General features: G+C 53.1%; 15 protein-coding genes and 1 riboswitch. Of the genes, 9 read left to right on the top strand and 6 right to left on the bottom strand.

The features are described from left to right. Nucleotides 1-200 precede the first annotated feature (200 nt). Nucleotides 201-1214: a tRNA (adenosine(37)-N6)-threonylcarbamoyltransferase complex transferase subunit TsaD gene (gene tsaD / locus ETV65_RS18255; RefSeq protein ID WP_129954481.1), complete on the top strand. Its 1014-nt coding sequence runs from the start codon at nt 201-203 to the stop codon at nt 1212-1214. Between the two features lie 201 nt (nt 1215-1415). On the opposite strand, the gene plsY is transcribed toward tsaD, so the two are convergent. Then, the gene (gene plsY, locus ETV65_RS18260) at nt 1416-2045 is read right to left on the bottom strand and encodes a glycerol-3-phosphate 1-O-acyltransferase PlsY (RefSeq protein WP_129954483.1); all 630 of its coding nucleotides are present in this window, start codon (nt 2043-2045) and stop codon (nt 1416-1418) included. Nucleotides 2046-2152: 107 nt separating this feature from the next. Between plsY and folB the strand changes: the two genes are divergently transcribed. Both folB and bacA read left to right on the top strand, forming a co-directional pair. Next, a complete protein-coding gene (gene folB, locus ETV65_RS18265; RefSeq protein ID WP_129954485.1) occupies nt 2153-2509 on the top strand; it encodes a bifunctional dihydroneopterin aldolase/7,8-dihydroneopterin epimerase in 357 nt (118 codons plus the stop codon). Nucleotides 2510-2694: 185 nt separating this feature from the next. Next, nucleotides 2695-3519: an undecaprenyl-diphosphate phosphatase gene (gene bacA / locus ETV65_RS18270; protein ID WP_129954630.1), complete on the top strand. Its 825-nt coding sequence runs from the start codon at nt 2695-2697 to the stop codon at nt 3517-3519. Nucleotides 3520-3598: 79 nt separating this feature from the next. Here the strand turns inward: bacA and ETV65_RS18275 are convergent, their stop codons facing one another. After that, on the bottom strand, nt 3599-4834 hold the full coding sequence (locus ETV65_RS18275; protein ID WP_129954487.1) for a multifunctional CCA addition/repair protein: 1236 nt from the start codon (nt 4832-4834) through the stop codon (nt 3599-3601). 190 nt (nt 4835-5024) lie between these two features. After that, the gene (locus ETV65_RS18280; RefSeq protein WP_129954489.1) at nt 5025-5645 is read right to left on the bottom strand and encodes a TIGR04211 family SH3 domain-containing protein; all 621 of its coding nucleotides are present in this window, start codon (nt 5643-5645) and stop codon (nt 5025-5027) included. 279 nt (nt 5646-5924) lie between these two features. Between ETV65_RS18280 and ETV65_RS18285 the strand changes: the two genes are divergently transcribed. From ETV65_RS18285 to yjeH, 4 genes are all read left to right on the top strand, one after another. Beyond that, the gene (locus ETV65_RS18285; RefSeq protein ID WP_129954491.1) at nt 5925-7232 is read left to right on the top strand and encodes an inorganic triphosphatase; all 1308 of its coding nucleotides are present in this window, start codon (nt 5925-5927) and stop codon (nt 7230-7232) included. A gap of 57 nt (nt 7233-7289) precedes the next feature. Beyond that, a complete protein-coding gene (glnE, locus tag ETV65_RS18290) occupies nt 7290-10127 on the top strand; it encodes a bifunctional [glutamate--ammonia ligase]-adenylyl-L-tyrosine phosphorylase/[glutamate--ammonia-ligase] adenylyltransferase (protein WP_129954493.1) in 2838 nt (945 codons plus the stop codon). Nucleotides 10128-10214: 87 nt separating this feature from the next. Beyond that, the gene (gene hldE / locus ETV65_RS18295; protein WP_129954495.1) at nt 10215-11642 is read left to right on the top strand and encodes a bifunctional D-glycero-beta-D-manno-heptose-7-phosphate kinase/D-glycero-beta-D-manno-heptose 1-phosphate adenylyltransferase HldE; all 1428 of its coding nucleotides are present in this window, start codon (nt 10215-10217) and stop codon (nt 11640-11642) included. Nucleotides 11643-11743: 101 nt separating this feature from the next. Beyond that, nucleotides 11744-12994 carry an L-methionine/branched-chain amino acid transporter gene (gene yjeH / locus ETV65_RS18300; protein ID WP_129954497.1) on the top strand — a complete coding sequence of 417 codons (1251 nt, stop codon included), beginning with the start codon at nt 11744-11746 and terminating at the stop codon, nt 12992-12994. Between the two features lie 65 nt (nt 12995-13059). Here the strand turns inward: yjeH and ubiK are convergent, their stop codons facing one another. Further along, nucleotides 13060-13332 carry a ubiquinone biosynthesis accessory factor UbiK gene (gene ubiK / locus ETV65_RS18305; RefSeq protein WP_129954499.1) on the bottom strand — a complete coding sequence of 91 codons (273 nt, stop codon included), beginning with the start codon at nt 13330-13332 and terminating at the stop codon, nt 13060-13062. 132 nt (nt 13333-13464) lie between these two features. Beyond that, nucleotides 13465-13640: riboswitch (FMN riboswitch) on the top strand. A 132-nt stretch (nt 13641-13772) separates the two neighbouring features. Between ubiK and ribB the strand changes: the two genes are divergently transcribed. Together ribB and ygiD are read left to right on the top strand one after the other, a co-directional pair. After that, the gene (gene ribB / locus ETV65_RS18310) at nt 13773-14426 is read left to right on the top strand and encodes a 3,4-dihydroxy-2-butanone-4-phosphate synthase (protein ID WP_129954501.1); all 654 of its coding nucleotides are present in this window, start codon (nt 13773-13775) and stop codon (nt 14424-14426) included. Between the two features lie 249 nt (nt 14427-14675). Then, nucleotides 14676-15464, top strand: a complete 789-nt coding sequence (gene ygiD, locus ETV65_RS18320) for a 4,5-DOPA dioxygenase extradiol (protein WP_129954631.1) — start codon at nt 14676-14678, stop codon at nt 15462-15464. A 64-nt stretch (nt 15465-15528) separates the two neighbouring features. Here ygiD and ETV65_RS18325 read toward each other — a convergent pair whose 3' ends face one another. Together ETV65_RS18325 and ETV65_RS18330 are read right to left on the bottom strand one after the other, a co-directional pair. Continuing rightward, complete coding sequence (locus tag ETV65_RS18325; protein ID WP_129954503.1) at nt 15529-16689, bottom strand: glutathionylspermidine synthase family protein; 1161 nt, start codon at nt 16687-16689, stop codon at nt 15529-15531. 9 nt (nt 16690-16698) lie between these two features. Further along, on the bottom strand, nt 16699-17370 hold the full coding sequence (locus ETV65_RS18330) for a DUF1190 family protein (RefSeq protein ID WP_129954505.1): 672 nt from the start codon (nt 17368-17370) through the stop codon (nt 16699-16701). Between the last annotated feature and the right edge of the window lie 27 nt (nt 17371-17397).

Genomic DNA, 17397 nt, shown 5'->3' on the forward strand with positions numbered 1-17397 from the left:
AACAGGCGCTTTCTGCAACCCTTCTGCAACATTGTGCGCTCGCTTTTGCGTCGGGCGGCGATTATATACCAATCAGTCGAAATTGCTCGACATTAATTGGCCTGTGAAGCGAGGAATTCCCACTCCGGTGCAGCACCGGCAGAAGCTTGTGTGCTAAACTGCGCGCCGCGAGTTAGCGCGAAAACATGATGGAAAGAGTGATGCGAGTACTGGGTATTGAAACGTCCTGCGATGAAACCGGAATTGCAGTTTATGACAGCGAAGCCGGTTTGTTAGCCAACCAACTGTATAGTCAGGTAAAACTGCATGCAGATTACGGCGGCGTGGTGCCTGAACTGGCATCGCGTGACCATGTACGTAAAACAGTACCCTTGATTCAGGCCGCGCTGAAAGAAGCCGGGCTGACCGCTCAGGATATCGACGGGGTGGCTTACACCGCCGGCCCTGGCCTGGTCGGGGCGTTGCTGGTCGGGGCCACCATCGGGCGTTCCCTGGCCTTTGCCTGGGATGTACCTGCGGTGCCGGTGCATCACATGGAAGGCCATCTTCTGGCACCGATGCTGGAAGATAATCCGCCGGATTTCCCGTTTGTGGCGCTGCTGGTTTCCGGTGGCCATACGCAGTTAATCAGCGTTACCGGGATCGGCGAATATACCTTGCTCGGCGAATCCATTGATGATGCTGCCGGTGAAGCCTTTGATAAAACGGCTAAATTACTCGGCCTTGATTACCCGGGTGGCCCGTTGCTGTCGAAAATGGCTTCTCAGGGTGTTGCAGGACGTTTTACCTTCCCGCGCCCGATGACAGATCGGCCGGGGCTGGATTTCAGTTTCTCCGGCCTCAAAACTTTCGCAGCGAATACCATTCGTGGCAATGACAGTGATCCTCAGACGCATGCCGATATCGCCCGCGCTTTTGAAGATGCGGTGGTCGATACGCTGGCGATTAAATGTAAACGCGCACTCGATCAGACGGGTTTTAAACAGCTGGTGATGGCTGGTGGTGTCAGCGCGAACCGCACATTACGCACCAAACTGGCTGACGTAATGGCGAAGCGTGGCGGCCAGGTGTTTTATGCACGTCCTGAGTTCTGTACTGATAACGGTGCGATGATCGCGTATGCGGGTATGGTGCGGTTGAAAAGCGGTGCAACGCCCGATCTCGGTGTGACCGTTCGCCCGCGCTGGCCTCTCGCTGAGCTTCCGCCAGTCTGAGTCAGGCCTTCGCCAGTCTGAGCGGGGCTGCGACTGCGTTGCTGCGCCGACCCGAAATGCTCACATACTCAAGTATGCTGCGCTTTCAGCTCTCCTGGTGCCTTGTCTCGCTCCCGCTCAGTCAGGCTTGCTGCGCTGAAAAAACCAATAAAAAACGACCTGCTGAGGTCGTTTTTTATGTCTGAAGTCTGACGTTATCCGCTATTCGGCTTTATCTTCTTTTGTGGCTTTACGTTTCTTCTTCAGCTTATCCCAGATTTTTCCTTCCTGGCCCCGCCACAGACGCTGGATATTGTCGTGATGACGCAACAGGATCAGACATGAAAGCATCGCAACCGGAAAGGTAAACTCGGGTTTGAACCACCAGACGTAAAAGGGGGCTATCAGTGCGCTGACAATGGCGCCCAGTGAGGAATAACCGCTCAGCAGCACGGTCAGCAGCCATGTACCGGTCATCAGGCCGGTTAAGTCCCAGCCGATCGGGGCAATGGCGCCGAACGCTGTGGCAACACCCTTGCCGCCTTTAAAACGGAAGAATACCGGGTAGATGTGGCCGAGACACGCCGCAATCGCCGTCAGGCCAAGATACATCGGCGGAATGTTCAGGCGATATGCCAGCCAGACCGGCAGCATGCCTTTGAGGACATCGAAAATCAGAACAGCCGCTGCAGCCAGACGGCCGCCAAGGCGTAAAACGTTGGTGGCGCCAGGATTGCCTGAGCCCGCCGTACGCGGATCAGGTAAGCGGGCTACCCGGCAGACCAGAATCGCACTGGAAATCGAGCCGCAAAGGTAGGCGAAAATAATCATTCCAAGCGCGGTAGCACTCATAAAGCCGTTCCGTCTAATAAGGGTCGTTTTAATCGCAACATCCATGGATAATACGCATTTTCTGCTGGAAGTGGTATCCGGCTGGGCCAAAAACAGAGAATCGCGTGATGGATATCGTATTTATTGAGCAACTAAATGTAATCACTACTATTGGCGCTTACGAATGGGAACAGACCATTAAACAGAAACTGGTCTTCGATATCGAAATGGCCTGGGATAACCAAAAGTCCGCCGCCAGTGACGATGTGAATGATTGTTTAAGCTATGCTGATGTCAGTGACGCAGTGATCGAGCATGTTTCTTCACAAAATTTCGCGCTGGTTGAGCGCGTAGCGGAAGAAGTTGCGACATTGCTGCTGAGCCGGTTTCATTCCCCGTGGGTTCGGATTAAGCTCAGCAAGCCGGGTGCCGTTGCTCAGGCGGCCAATGTCGGTGTGATTATTGAGCGCGGAAAGCGTTTTTAAATCCTGTCATGGATAAAATTTAAAAAACGCTTGTCTATTTAATGTCATAAAGAAGCGTTAAAAGGAAAGTCCGGGTTGCCGGGGTTTCTTTAATGAAGCGGCTCAGCATGATGCCGCTTTTTTATTGTCTGTTTTGTAAGCATATTTCCCATAGCGGATCTTTTAAAGGGTAGGGTGCGATAATGATCGTCGAAAGTCATTCTTTGCTTGTTGCGGCTATTTTGGGGGTGGTTGAAGGGCTCACGGAGTTTTTGCCTGTCTCTTCTACCGGTCATTTGATTATTGTCGGGAATCTTCTTGGCTTTACCGGGGATACCTCAAAATCATTTGAAGTCGTTATTCAGTTAGGTTCCATTTTGGCTGTGGTTGTGATGTTCTGGCGTCGTTTGTTCAGCATGTTAGGTTTGCATTTCGGTAAACCGCCTGTTCACGAAGGCACCGGTTTTCGCCGTTTGAATTTATTACATATTATATTGGGAATGGTTCCGGCAACGGTAGTGGGGCTGCTTTTGCACTCTCAAATCAAAACGTTGTTTGAGCCAAAATATGTCATGTACTCGCTGGTTGTCGGCGGTATCTTGCTGATTGCTGCTGAATTGCTGAAACCCAAAAAACCGCGTGCCGAGGGCGTGGATGACATCACCTACGTCCAGGCATTTATGATCGGTGTTTTCCAGTGTCTGGCGCTCTGGCCGGGGTTCTCCCGTTCAGGGGCGACCATCAGTGGCGGGATGTTAATGGGGATTAGCCGTTTTGCGGCGTCTGAGTTCTCTTTCCTGCTGGCGGTGCCGATGATGATGGGGGCGACGGCTCTGGATTTGTACAAGAGCTACAGCTTCCTGAACATGTCAGATTTACCGATGTTTGTCACAGGGTTTGTCTCTGCATTCATTGTTGCGCTGATCGCGATTAAAACCTTCCTGGCGGTGATTAAACGTATTTCGTTTATCCCGTTTGCGATTTATCGTTTCTTCGTGGCAATTGCCGTGTATTTTGTCTTCATTGCCTGATTTTTGCTTGCCCTGAGGCCATAAAAAGCCCCGCACGGTGAATAACCGGCGGGGCTTTTCTTATGAAAAAAGTCAGCGTTTAGCTCGCCGCATCCTGGGTTTGTTTCCAGTCGGCCACCGCCTGAGTACGGCGTTTCTTCAGTTCATCGCGGATAGCCATACCCTGGAAACCGGCATCCAGCACATCTTTATTTGTCACGCTGCGGGCAACGTTAAAGGCTTCTCGCAGGTAATCGCCTTGCGGATACGGATTATTTTCAAAGGTCGTCCGTCCGCGTGCGTCGGCTTCACTGGTCATAATCATCTGCTCAAGCCGCTGAGGTTTGCGCCAGACATCAATGGTATCGAACAGTTTTAACAGGGTTTCCGGACGCAGTTTATTCACGGTATGAATCAAATCATGAAACTCCGCGACCAGTTTCGCTAAATCACGAATGTGTGTCGGCACTTTCAGCCGCTGGCAGAGTTTTTCCACCAGTTTTACGCCTGCCGGGCCATGTCCGTGATGAGCAGGCCAGAATTGCGGCGGCGTCAGGGCCTTACCCAAATCATGGCAAAGTGCTGAAAAACGCACATCAACGTCAGGTGTCAGGGTACTGGCGATTTTCAGTGTCATCAGCGTATGGATGCCGGTATCAATTTCCGGGTGCCATTTCTCCGGCGCAGGCACGCCAAATAACGCATCAATTTCAGGGAACAGAACTTTCAGGGCACCACAGTCACGCAGCACCTGGAAAAAGACCTGCGGGTCCTGCGTTTGTAATGCTTTTTCTGTTTCTTTCCACACACGTTCAGATATCAGGGCTTCCAGCTCGCCGCTTTCCGCCATCTGTTGCATCAGAGCCTGCGTTTCCGGGGCGACCGTGAAACCTAAATGCGCGAAGCGTGCTGCAAAGCGGGCAACTCGCAGAACACGCAGCGGATCCTCGCCGAAAGCATCGGAAACGTGGCGCAGCAGACGTTGTTCTATATCACGCTGGCCGTGGTATGGATCGAAAAGTTCGCCGTCTTTGCTTTTGGCGATGGCATTGATGGTCAGATCCCGACGCATTAAATCTTGTTCCAGCGTCACATCGGGGGCGGCGTAACAGGTGAAACCGTTATAACCGGAGCCCGATTTTCGCTCAGTACGGGCCAGCGCATATTCATCATGAGTCACCGGATGCAGGAAAACCGGGAAATCTTTACCGACCTGCTGATAACCCTTTTCGAGCATGTATTCAGGCGTGGCGCCTACCACGACCCAATCGTGTTCAGACACAGGCAGGTTTAATAAACTGTCTCGGACTGCGCCGCCGACCAGGTAAATCTCCACGCGATAACTCCTGCAATTAGCTTATTCCAACGCATCATGTCGCTGAAAACAGAAAAGGAACCCTGCCTTTATCATAGCAAAGTTGTGTTGTTGATTTCCCGGGCTGATGATTTCCTGACAAAAACAAACACGAAAAGGCACCGGAGTGCCTGAGCAATGACAAGAGATCACGAGTCTTGCGTGGGAGCCTTCAGCTCATCCAGCGATCTTTTTTCCTGCGACGCGGAACCAGATGTGGCAATACCAGCCCCAGCACCAGACCGACACCTGCGACACCACCGCCATACATAAACCATTGTAAAATAATGGTTCTTTGTTTGTCATCGAGCTGGACATTCACGGCATCAACTTTCTTTTTGGCAACGATCAGCTGATTTTTCAGATCCTGATTTTCTTTCTTCAGACCATCAATAATACCGTCACTCGACGAGACTTTGGACTGCATTTGGGCCGTGCGCTGATTCCAGCTGGAATCAATGTTGTTCAGCTTGTCGGTCAGCGTTTTCACCTGTTGTTCCAGATCCGGAACGCGGGTACGCAGGCTCGGCACATTGCTTAACTGATCAAGTGGGATCCAGGCTGTTTTGCCTTTAGAATCAACGATCTCACCGTATTTTGTGCTCTCGTTGACACTGCGCAGGGTGACTTCTTCACCGGCATTCAGAGTGCCTACGATACGATACTGATTACCCGGACCGCTGTGGATATAGGTGATCAAATCGTCGGAGATATAGCGCTTCTCATCAGCGTGAGCGCCCCATGTCATGCTTAAACCAAGCAAAGCGAAACCAATTAGGCGTAATTTCTGCATTATTTCATCGTTTCTTTGTGAATTTAGGGAACGTGAAGTGTGGATCCGTTTTATCGGGATACGTCTTCTGGCAACCGCCACTGTCCGGCCATTGCACTCATACAGGTACTAAAAGTTGGAGACCGATAGTAAGGGCAACAGTGTGACGACGCAACGTATAAACCGGAATGAGAACTATCTTACAATCCCGCAACATGCGGCTTGCGCGCTGTGCTTATGATAGAATTGCAGCGACGCGTTAATCCCTTTTGGCAGCAAAGCATCGGTGTGAAGACTCATATGACCGTAGAAATAGAATTAAAATTTATCGCCACCCCGGCCGCAATCGCCGAATTACCTTCGCAACTCGCTGGTTTTAACAGTGAGCACACCGCGCCTTCAAAACTGACCAACATCTATTTTGAGACTGCGGAAAACTATTTACGTTCGCATGACATGGGTCTGCGCATACGTGGTTTTGACGATCAGTATGAAATGACCATCAAAACCGGTGGCAAAGTGGTGGGTGGGTTACATCAGCGCCCGGAATACAACGTTGAGCTGAAAAAGCCGGTGTTGAAACTCAGCGCGTTCCCGAAAGATATCTGGCCGGAAGGCTGCAAGCCCGCTGCTTTACAGAAAGAACTCGCTCCGCTGTTCCGCACGGATTTTACTCGCGAGAAGTGGGTAATTACTTACGGCGAAAGCGAGATAGAACTTGGGTTAGATCAGGGTGAGGTGGTCGCCGGCGAACTCACCGAACCGCTGGCTGAAATCGAACTTGAGCTGAAAAAGGGTAACACCGCCGATTTACTGGCACTGGCGGCAGAAATCGGTGCTCATGGCGGCTTACGTCAGGGCGGTTTCAGCAAGGCGGCTCGTGGTTATCACCTCGCGAAGGGCAATCCTGCGCGCGACATTAAACCGCTGCCGGTGTTTAAAGCGAAGCCGAAAGCCACGGTTGAACAGGCTATGTCTGCGATGTTCGAACTGGCGCTGGATCACTGGCAATATCATGAAGAACTGTGGGTTCGCGGCGACAAAATTGCACGTCTGAGCGTATTGCAGGCGGTGGAAACCGTGCGTCAGATTCTGGTACTGTTCGGCGGGCTGGTGCCGCGTAAAGCGTCCGCAGAACTGCGCACATTGCTGACTGATCTGGTGCCGGTGCTGGAACAGAAATCGGCGGATGCGCAGGAAATTTGTTATGGCACGGCCTGTCTGAAGTGCAAGTTAGTGCTTACTTCCTGGCTGGCAACCTCAGGCTGGACGCCGTTTATTGATGATAAATCTGCGAAGAAACTGGACGCTTCCTTCAAACGTTTTGCTGACATCATGCTCGGTCGTACCGCAGCGGATCTGAAAGAAGCCTTTGCGCAGCCACTGACGGAAGAAGGTTATCGCGATCAACTGGCGCGCCTGAAACGTCAGATCATTACCTTCCATTTGCTTGCCGGTGCTTACCCTGAAAAAGACGTCGATGCGTATATTGCCGGCTGGGTGGACCTGCAACAGGCCATCGTTCAGCAGCAACACGCCTGGGAGGATTCGGCCCGTTCTCACGCGGTGATGATGGATGCTTTCTGGTTAAACGGACAACCTCGTTAACTGACTGACTAGCCTGGGCAAACTGCCCGGGCTTTTTTTTGCAAGGAATCTGATTTCATGTTGCCACTTTCTTCTGTTTTGCAAAGCCATGCGCAGAGTTTGCTTGAACGCTGGCGTGAACATCCTGACAACCTGCCCCTTCCCGATGATCAACAACTGGCCATTCTGAGCAGCAGTGAATTCGTGACGGACAGTTTGCTGGCGTTTCCGCAGTGGTGGCATGAAATTGACCAAAATCCCCCCCAGGCGCAGGAGTGGCAACTTTACCGCCAGTGGCTGGAGGGATCGCTGACACAGGTGACCGATGAAGCCGGCTTAATGAAAGCGCTGCGTCTGTTTCGCCGGCGTATTCTGACCCGCATTGCATGGTCGCAATCAGCACAAACCAGTGAAGCGAAAGATACGCTTCACCAACTGAGCGAACTGGCAGAGTTACTGATTGTCAGTGCCCGTGACTGGTTATATGAAGCCTGTTGCCGTGAGTTCGGTACGCCGGTCAATGCGGCAGGAGAAGCGCAACGTATACTGATCCTCGGGATGGGGAAACTGGGCGGAGGTGAACTTAATTTCTCTTCGGATATCGACCTGATTTTTGCTTATCCGGAAAATGGCCAGACCCGCGGCGGACGCCGTGAACTGGATAACGCGCAGTTTTTCACCCGCCTTGGTCAGCGTCTGATCAAGGCACTGGATCAGCCGACTATCGATGGTTTTGTCTATCGCGTGGATATGCGTTTGCGCCCGTTCGGCGACAGCGGCCCGCTGGTGATGAGCTTTCCCGCACTGGAAGATTATTACCAGGAGCAGGGGCGCGACTGGGAGCGCTACGCGATGGTGAAAGCGCGTCTGATGGGCGGTGCGGAGGATATCAGCAGTCAGGAACTGCGAAAAATGCTGATGCCTTTTGTTTTCCGCCGCTATATCGATTTCAGTGTGATCCAGTCCCTGCGCAACATGAAAGGCATGATCGCCCGCGAAGTACGCCGCCGTGGTCTGAAAGACAACATTAAACTCGGTGCGGGCGGTATCCGTGAGATTGAATTTATTGTGCAGGTATTCCAGCTGATCCGTGGCGGGCGTGAACCGGCATTGCAGCAACGTGCGTTGCTGCCCACGCTCCAGGCGCTGGAAAATCTGGGCCTGCTGCCGGTAGAACAGGTGTTGCAGTTGCGTAACAGTTATCTGTTTCTGCGCCGCCTGGAAAACTTATTGCAGGCGATAGCGGACGAGCAAACTCAGACCTTGCCGTCGGATGAACTGAATCAGGCGCGTCTGGCGTGGGGGATGGATTACGCCGGCTGGCCACAGCTTCTGGATGCCGTGAATGCTCACATGCAGGCTGTGCGCTCGGTGTTTAATGAGCTGATAGGCGATGATACGCCAGATGCCGAAGACGATGTGCAACTCGCCCATTTCAGCAGCTTATGGATTGATGCACTGGAGCCTGACGAGCTGGCTCCGCTGGTACCGCAACTTGACGAGAACGCGCAACGGCATGTTTTGCATCAGATTGCTGATTTTCGCCGTGACGTGGATAAACGTACGATCGGGCCACGCGGGCGTGATCAACTGGATTTGCTGATGCCGCGTTTACTGGCGCAGGTCTGTACCTATAAAAATGCCGATGTCACGTTACAGCGGCTGATGCAGTTACTGCTTAATATCGTCACGCGCACGACATATATCGAGTTGCTGGTGGAATATCCCGGTGCGCTCAAACAGTTAATCCGTCTGTGTGCCGCCTCGCCGATGGTCGCGACACAACTTGCACGTCATCCTTTATTGCTCGATGAACTGCTCGACCCGCGCACGCTTTACCAGCCGATTGAGCCGGGCGCTTACCGCGACGAACTGCGTCAGTATCTGATGCGGGTGCCAACAGAAGACGAAGAACAGCAGCTTGAAGCCGTGCGCCAGTTCAAACAGGCCCAGCATTTGCGTATCGCAGCCGGGGATATTTCCGGGGCATTGCCGGTGATGAAAGTCAGTGACCATTTAACCTACCTTGCGGAGGCCATTCTCGATGTCGTGGTGCAGCATGCGTGGGAACAAATGGTCGTAAAATACGGGCAGCCCGCGCATCTTCAGCACCGTGAGGGGCGCGGTTTTGCCGTGGTCGGTTACGGGAAACTCGGTGGCTGGGAGCTGGGTTATAGCTCAGATCTGGATCTGGTCTTCCTGCTCGATTGCGCGCCGGAGGTGATGACGGACGGTGAACGCAGCATCGACGGACGTCAGTTTTATCTTCGGCTGGCGCAGCGCATTATGCACTTATTCAGCACCCGGACATCGTCAGGCATTCTTTACGAGGTTGATCCGCGTCTGCGACCTTCCGGCGCATCCGGCATGCTGGTCAGTACCATTGAAGCGTTTGCAGATTATCAGGCCAATGAAGCCTGGACGTGGGAGCATCAGGCGCTGGTTCGCGCGCGCGTGGTTTACGGGGATCCGCAACTGACACAGCAATTTAACGCCACGCGTCGCGACATTCTTTGCCGCCAGCGCGATGGCGACGGCCTGCGTAAGGAGGTCCGTGAAATGCGCGAGAAAATGTATGCCCATCTGGGGAGTAAAAAAGCCCACGAGTTTGATCTGAAAGCCGATCCGGGTGGCATCACGGATATTGAATTCATTGCACAATACCTGGTTCTGCGTTTCGCGCATGATGAGCCGAAGCTGACGCGCTGGTCTGATAACGTGCGGATTTTTGAACTGATGGCACGATATGACATCATGCCGGAAGAGGAAGCGCGCCATCTGACGCAGGCTTATGTGACGCTGCGCGATGAAATTCATCATCTGGCGTTGCAGGAACACAGCGGGAAAGTGGCCGCGGACAGCTTTGCTACTGAGCGCGCGCAGATCCGTGCCAGCTGGGTAAAGTGGCTCGGCTGAGGGTTTTTATTCGGCTAACAGGCGCTTGTGATATTATCCGGCGCATTGTATTTACCCGATTTGATTTATCTGTTTTGGAGTCTTGGGATGAAAGTGACTTTGCCTGATTTTCACCGCGCAGGTGTGCTGGTTGTCGGTGACGTAATGTTAGACCGTTACTGGTATGGCCCGACCAATCGTATTTCTCCGGAAGCTCCGGTGCCGGTGGTGAAGGTCAGTACCATTGAAGAGCGGCCTGGCGGTGCAGCTAACGTGGCGATGAACATTTCATCTCTGGGCGCCTCTTCCTGTCTGATCGGCCTGACCGGCGTAGACGACGCTGCGCGTGCCCTCAGTGAGCGTCTGGCAGAAGTGAAAGTTAACTGCGATTTCGTCGCACTATCCACACATCCTACCATCACCAAACTGCGAATTTTGTCCCGTAACCAGCAACTGATCCGCCTCGACTTTGAGGAAGGTTTTGAAGGCGTTGATCTCGAGCCGATGCTGACCAAAATAGAACAGGCTTTACCGCAAAGTGGCGCACTGGTGCTGTCAGACTACGCCAAAGGTGCCCTGACTGAAGTGCAGAAAATGATCCAACTGGCGAGAAAAGCGGGTGTGCCAGTGCTGGTTGATCCTAAAGGATCGGATTTCGAACGTTACCGTGGAGCAACGTTACTGACGCCAAATTTATCCGAATTCGAAGCTGTTGTCGGTCATTGCAAAAACGAAGGTGAAATTGTTACCCGTGGTATGCAGCTGATCGCTGATTTCGAACTTTCCGCGCTGCTGGTCACCCGCTCTGAGCACGGGATGACCTTATTGCAGCCCGGCAAAGCGCCATTCCACATGCCAACGCAGGCGCAGGAAGTGTATGACGTGACCGGTGCCGGTGACACGGTGATCGGCACGCTCGCTGCTGCACTGGCCGCAGGCAATACGCTGGAAGAATCCTGCTTCCTGGCGAACGCCGCCGCCGGTGTGGTCGTGGGTAAACTCGGTACCTCAACCGTTTCTCCGGTTGAACTGGAAAATGCTATCGGCGGACGTTCAGACGTTGGTTTTGGCATAATGAACGAAGAACAACTAAAAGCTGCCGTGGCGATGGCGCGTCAGCGCGGTGAGAAAGTCGTGATGACCAATGGCATCTTCGACATTCTGCATGCCGGACACGTTTCTTATCTGGCGAACGCCCGCAAACTGGGTGACCGTCTGATCGTCGCGGTGAACAGTGATGCTTCGACCAAACGCCTGAAAGGCGAAACCCGTCCGGTGAATGCGCTGCAAAACCGTATGATCGTGCTGGGCGCGCTGGGCGCTGTCGACTGGGTGGTGTCTTTCGAAGAAGACACTCCGCAGCGTTTGATCGCCGGGATCTTGCCAGATCTGCTGGTCAAAGGTGGCGACTACAAGCCTGAGCAAATTGCCGGGAGTCAGGAGGTCTGGGCGAACGGCGGCGAAGTGCGCGTACTGAATTTTGAAGATGGTCTTTCTACCACCAAAATCATCAATCAAATTAAATCGCAGGACTGATTTCCTCTGTCTGGATCAGGTTATTTGCAACGAAGGGCTTATCTGATAAGCCCTTTTCTTTTTGATTTTTCTATCAACGATGAAACGGAAGTGACTCTGTTGTGAGCGGATTAAAACAGGAACTGAGCCTGGCGCAGGGCGTCGGGCTGCTTTCGACCTCATTACTCGGAACCGGGGTTTTTGCGGTGCCTGCACTGGCGGCGGAGCTGGCGCAAAATGACAGCCTGTGGGCATGGCCGGTGCTCATCCTGTTAGTGTTTCCGATAGCCATCGGATTTGCCGCGCTTGGCCGGCATTTCCCCAGCGCGGGCGGCGCGGCGCATTTTGTCGGCAAAGCTTTCGGACCACATATGGCACGGGTTACCGGTTGGTTATTCCTGTCAGTTATCCCGGTCGGGTTGCCCGCCGCGCTGCATATTGCTGCCGGTTTCTGGCAGGCAGCCTTTGGCTGGAGCAGCACAAATCTGTTGCTGGTGCAGCTTGGTACGCTTTTTTTCATCTGGTTCCTCGGCACACGCAGTGCCGGGTCAAGTGCCAATATCCAGACGGTAATCGCATTGCTGGTGATCGCACTGGTGGCGGCGATCTGGTGGAAAGGGAATATTTCTCTGCCTGAAATCCCGCTGCCTGCGGTGCATGACATTTCTCCATCAAATCTGTTTGATGCGCTGGCGGTGATGTTCTGGTGTTTCGTCGGGCTGGAGGCTTTTGCGCATCTGGCGACCGAATTTCGTCATCCGCAACGGGACTTCCCGCGCGCATTATTGATCGGCATGCTGCTGGCGGGCGCGGTTTACTGGGGATGTACGGTGGCGGTGCTGAAATTTCATGCCTGGGGAGAAGGGCGGGAAGCCGGGGCCTCGTTACCGGGTATTGTCGTACAATTATTCGGGCAAAAAGCACTGTGGATCGCCTGCATCATTGGCTACCTGGCATGTTTTGCCAGCGTCAATATTTATACCCAGAGTTTTTCCCGGCTGGTATGGTCGCAGGCGCAGGTTAAACCGCAAAGTGCACTGGCACAGCTTTCCGCTCAGCAGGTGCCGGTTGCCGCGCTGAATCTGGTGGTGGGTTGCTGCGTGTTGTTTACATTACTGATTTACTGGTTGCATCTGCCGCTGGGCGCGCTGATCACTTACGCTAACGGGATTTTCATCCTGATTTATCTGTTATGCATGCTGTCGGGTACCCGGATTCTGAAAGGGCGCTCAAAATGGATGGCGATGCTGGGTGCGGTATTGTGCTGCGGATTGCTGGCTATGGTCGGCTGGAAAGCACTGTACGCGGTCGTGGTGTTTGCAGGATTGTGGCTGTTATTACCCGGTGCTAAAACAGTATTCCGCATACAATAAACCCGATTTTACATAATGAAAGAGCCTGCCAGGCAGGCCCTTTCTGTTTACACAACTCGTAATAATCAGGCCGGATCTTGCGGTTTTTCCGCTTCTGCCTGTTTGCCTTCCAGCACGGACAGGCGTTGTTCCAGCGCGGCCAGTTTTTCACGCGTACGCAGTAAAACCTGGGTCTGAACGTCAAACTCTTCGCGATTGACTAAATCCATGCGGCTGAACTGCGCCTGCAATACCTGACGGATTTTCTTCTCGGCATCCTCACCAAACTCACGGATCCCTTTAGGCATTGATTCGTGAACCTGGCGGGCAATTTGTTCAATTTTTTTCGGGTCAATCATGTTATTTCCTTTTCTAGAAGGAGGTGCTTTTCCATAGTGTAATCGCTGAGGCCGTTTCTATAAACCTTCAGGGGCACTAATTGGCCAAACCGCAGGATTGCCCTGTTGATTTATTGGCGCTATAGTTGTTTTGCTTATTCTCAGGGCGGGGTGAAAGTCCCCACCGGCGGTAAACCACGGAATATCGGAAGCGTTATAATCCCTTCCATGTGGAAGCCCGCGAGCGCTCAATCCTTCGGGATTAGAGGTCAGCAGATCCGGTGTAATTCCGGGGCCGACGGTTAAAGTCCGGATGGGAGAGAGTAACGATTCAAGCCGGGCAAACATGCCCGCTGCGTTATTTTTTATAACTGTAGCACGCCTGATGGCTGCTGCAGCTAGCCTCCTCAAGACGCCCTGATTCTGGTAATCCACATACAGAACATGAGGTTATTTTTACCATGAATCAGACCCTACTTTCCGAATTCGGTACATCAGCTGAACGTGTTGAGCATGCTATTGACGCCATGCGTAATGGCGTAGGTGTATTGGTACTGGATGACGAAGATCGTGAAAACGAAGGCGATTTAATTTTTGCCGCTGAAAATATGACCGTTGAGCAAATGGCGCTGACCATTCGTCACGGCAGCGGCATCGTGTGCCTGACCATGAACGAAGACAGCCGTAAACGGCTGGATTTGCCAATGATGGTTGAGAACAACTCCAGCCCGTTCCAGACGCCATTTACCGTGACTATTGAAGCGGCTGAAGGGGTAACTACTGGCGTTTCTGCGGCCGACCGTATTACGACTATCCGTGCGGCAATCAAAGACGGCGCGAAACCTTCTGATCTGAATCGCCCGGGGCATATTTTCCCGCTGCGTGCGCAGGCCGGTGGGGTGCTGACCCGTGGCGGTCACACTGAAGCGTCGGTAGATCTGGCAACGCTGGCGGGTCTGAAGCCTTTCGGCGTGCTGTGTGAACTCACTAATGATGACGGCACTATGGCGCACGCGCCGGAAGTGGTGGTGTTTGCCCGTCAGCATAATATGCCGGTAGTGACCATCGCCGATCTGGTGGCCTATCGCCAGGCGCAGACCCGTCAGGCAAGCTAAGCGACGGGTTATGCGTAACAGAAAAGGCCGCCTGTGCGGCCTTTTTGCTTTTTATTGTGAATTATTGCCAAAATTGTGCTTTGAAGAACGCCATCCTCCCGCTTTCTTTTGATTTGACTCATCAAATTTATTGAACATCTCCTTCACGGTTACCCGGCTGTCACCGGCCATCAAAAAGAGTAACGTAGTGTTATTACGCGGCAGGTCACTCACCGGCCCGCTCTCTTTTATTTGGGTAAGGAATTCATGATGACGACTCAACGTATGCCCGCACTCTTCTTAGGCCACGGCAGTCCGATGAACGTGCTGGAAGACAATATTTATACCCGTGCCTGGCATACGCTGGGTGAAACATTACCGCGGCCAAAGGCGATCCTGGCCGTATCAGCTCACTGGTTCACCCGTGGTACTGCGGTTACGGCGATGGAAAACCCGCGCACGATTCATGATTTTGGCGGCTTCCCGCAGGCGCTGTTTGATAAGCGTTATCCGGCACCCGGTTCACCGGCGCTGGCAAAGCGGGTTCAGGAATTACTTAGCCCGGTAAATGTGATTTCAGATACCCGCGAGTGGGGTTTCGACCATGGCACCTGGGGTGTGCTGATCAAGATGTATCCTGACGCGGATATTCCGGTGATCCAGCTGAGTATTGATGGTACACAGCCGCCGGAATACCACTATGAACTGGGTAAGAAGCTGGCGGCGCTGCGTGACGAAGGCGTGATGATTGTTGCCAGCGGTAATGTGGTGCATAACCTGCGGATGGTGAAATGGGGCGGCGATACTGAAGCTTATCCGTGGGCGACGTCTTTTGAGACTTATGTGAAAGACAATCTGCGCTGGAAGGGTGAGGCGAAAGATCATCCTCTGGTGCAGTTTATGGAGCATGAAGGCGGCGCATTATCGAATCCGTCTCCGGATCACTATCTGCCATTGCTGTATGTTTTAGGCGCGTGGAATGGTATTGAGCCGATCACGCAGCCAACGGACGGGATCGTGATGGGATCGCTTTCGATGCTCTCGGTGCAGTTAGGTTAATAGCGCCACTGTCAGCCCGAAATAAAAAGGATAATGAATTTCTTCATTATCCTTTTCTGGTTTTTCATCCGACAATCGTGTGCGGATAAAAACGTGAAAGATCCTGGGTGATCAGCGCTTTATCTTCACGGATGCCGATCCCGCAGGGTTGATCATTGACCAGCCAGCTGCCGATCAGGGTGTAACTGCCTTCAAACACTGGCAGCGGATGGAACTGCTGCACGATCATGCCTTCAGCACCGTACGGGCCATCCACACGGGCGACTTCCTGGCCTTTCTCGATGACTTTAATGTTCGCGCCTTCGCGGGAAAACAGCGGCTTCACCACGTAGTGATCCAGTTCCGGATGCGGATCTTCGGCAAAATAAGCCGGTAAAAGATTCGGGTGATCCGGGAACATTTCCCACAACAGCGGCAATAACGCTTTATTCGACACAATGGCTTTCCAGGCCGGTTCCAGCCAGCGTACACCGGCATCTTCCAGCTTGGTCGCGAAGACTTCGCGGAACATGAATTCCCACGGATACAGTTTAAACAGGTTAGAAATCACCTGATCCTGCGTGTCGGTGAATTGCCCGCGTTCCCCCAGACCGATTTCCTCGATAAACAGGAATTCGCTGGCCAGTTCCGCTTCCAGCGCGCAGTCCTGCAAATATTGCACGGTGCCGCGATCTTCTTCGGTGTCCTGACAGCAGGCGATGTGCAGCAACGAGAAACCATGCTGGTTTTTAAGCCCGGCAAAACGTTCGATCAGCTTTTCCTGCAGACTGTTGTACTGATCAGCATCCTGCGACAAATTGCCTGCCGCAATTTGATCTTCAAGCCACAACCACTGGAAAAACGCCGCTTCATACAAAGAGGTCGGCGTATCGGCATTGTTTTCCAGTAATTTCGGCGGATTCACGCCGTCGTAAGCCAGATCCAGACGTGAATACAGGGAAGGCTGTTGCGTGCGCCATGAACTGCGGACAAATTCCCAGACGTGTTTCGGGATCTGGAATTTCGCCATCAGTTTGTCGTCATTCACTACGCGCTCAACGACCTTCAGGCACATCTGATGAATGTCCGCCGTCGCCTCTTCGATCTCTTCAATCTGCGCCAGCGTGAACTGGTAATAAGCATCTTCACACCAGTACGGTTCGCCATACATGGTGTGGAAGTTGAAGCCAAACTCCGTGGCTTTTTCGCGCCAGTCCGGGCGCTCATTAATGGCTAAACGTTTCATCGGTATCTCTTAGCCACCCATGCTGCGGCCAGGGCTGCGTGGCGCCGCAGAGGAGCTGCGTTGCATTGAGGTTTGTTTTGCCACACTGTCGCCAAAACCGCCACGGGTGATGGTGTTGGTCACGGCAGGTTTCGGCGCCATCGCTGTTCTCGGAACGTTCATGGTACGACCGCCCGCTGTTGCGGGGCCGTAGTTTTTACCGGTCGCATCCACGAACTTACCGTTAGCCGGGCTGGCCGGGTTTTTTGAGCTGAACAATGGCTGTTGCGCGTAACCGCCACCGCTCATCATCCGGCCCATCATGTAACCTGCCATCAGCGGCATCCACATGCTGCCGCCGCTGCTCTGGTTTTCGGCCGTGGCGACGCCTGACTGTGCCGGAGCCTGAGTACACTGGCCTTCACCAAATTCAGCGATACAGTCTTCTCGGCTGGCATATTTAGGTGCGGTTTTTGCCGCTTCCTTTTTCGCTGCATCATACGCTGCAACACATTGCGCACTGCCGGAAGGGTTGGCTTTCGAGCAGTCATCCGCATTCTGATACAGCGAAACGGTTTCGTCGGTTTTCTCGCAGCCGGCAAGCATAAAGACTGCGCTTATCGCTAGGGCGACAGGAGTAATTCTAGAGCTACGCCATGATTTACGGAAGGTAGCCAGGTTAACGTGTTGTGTCCGTTTCATCGTTCTTATCCCATGTTTAGGGCTTTT

This window comes from Rahnella sp. RFA10(1/100), assembly GCF_004195115.1.
Classification (GTDB): Bacteria; Pseudomonadota; Gammaproteobacteria; order Enterobacterales; family Enterobacteriaceae; genus Rahnella; species Rahnella perminowiae.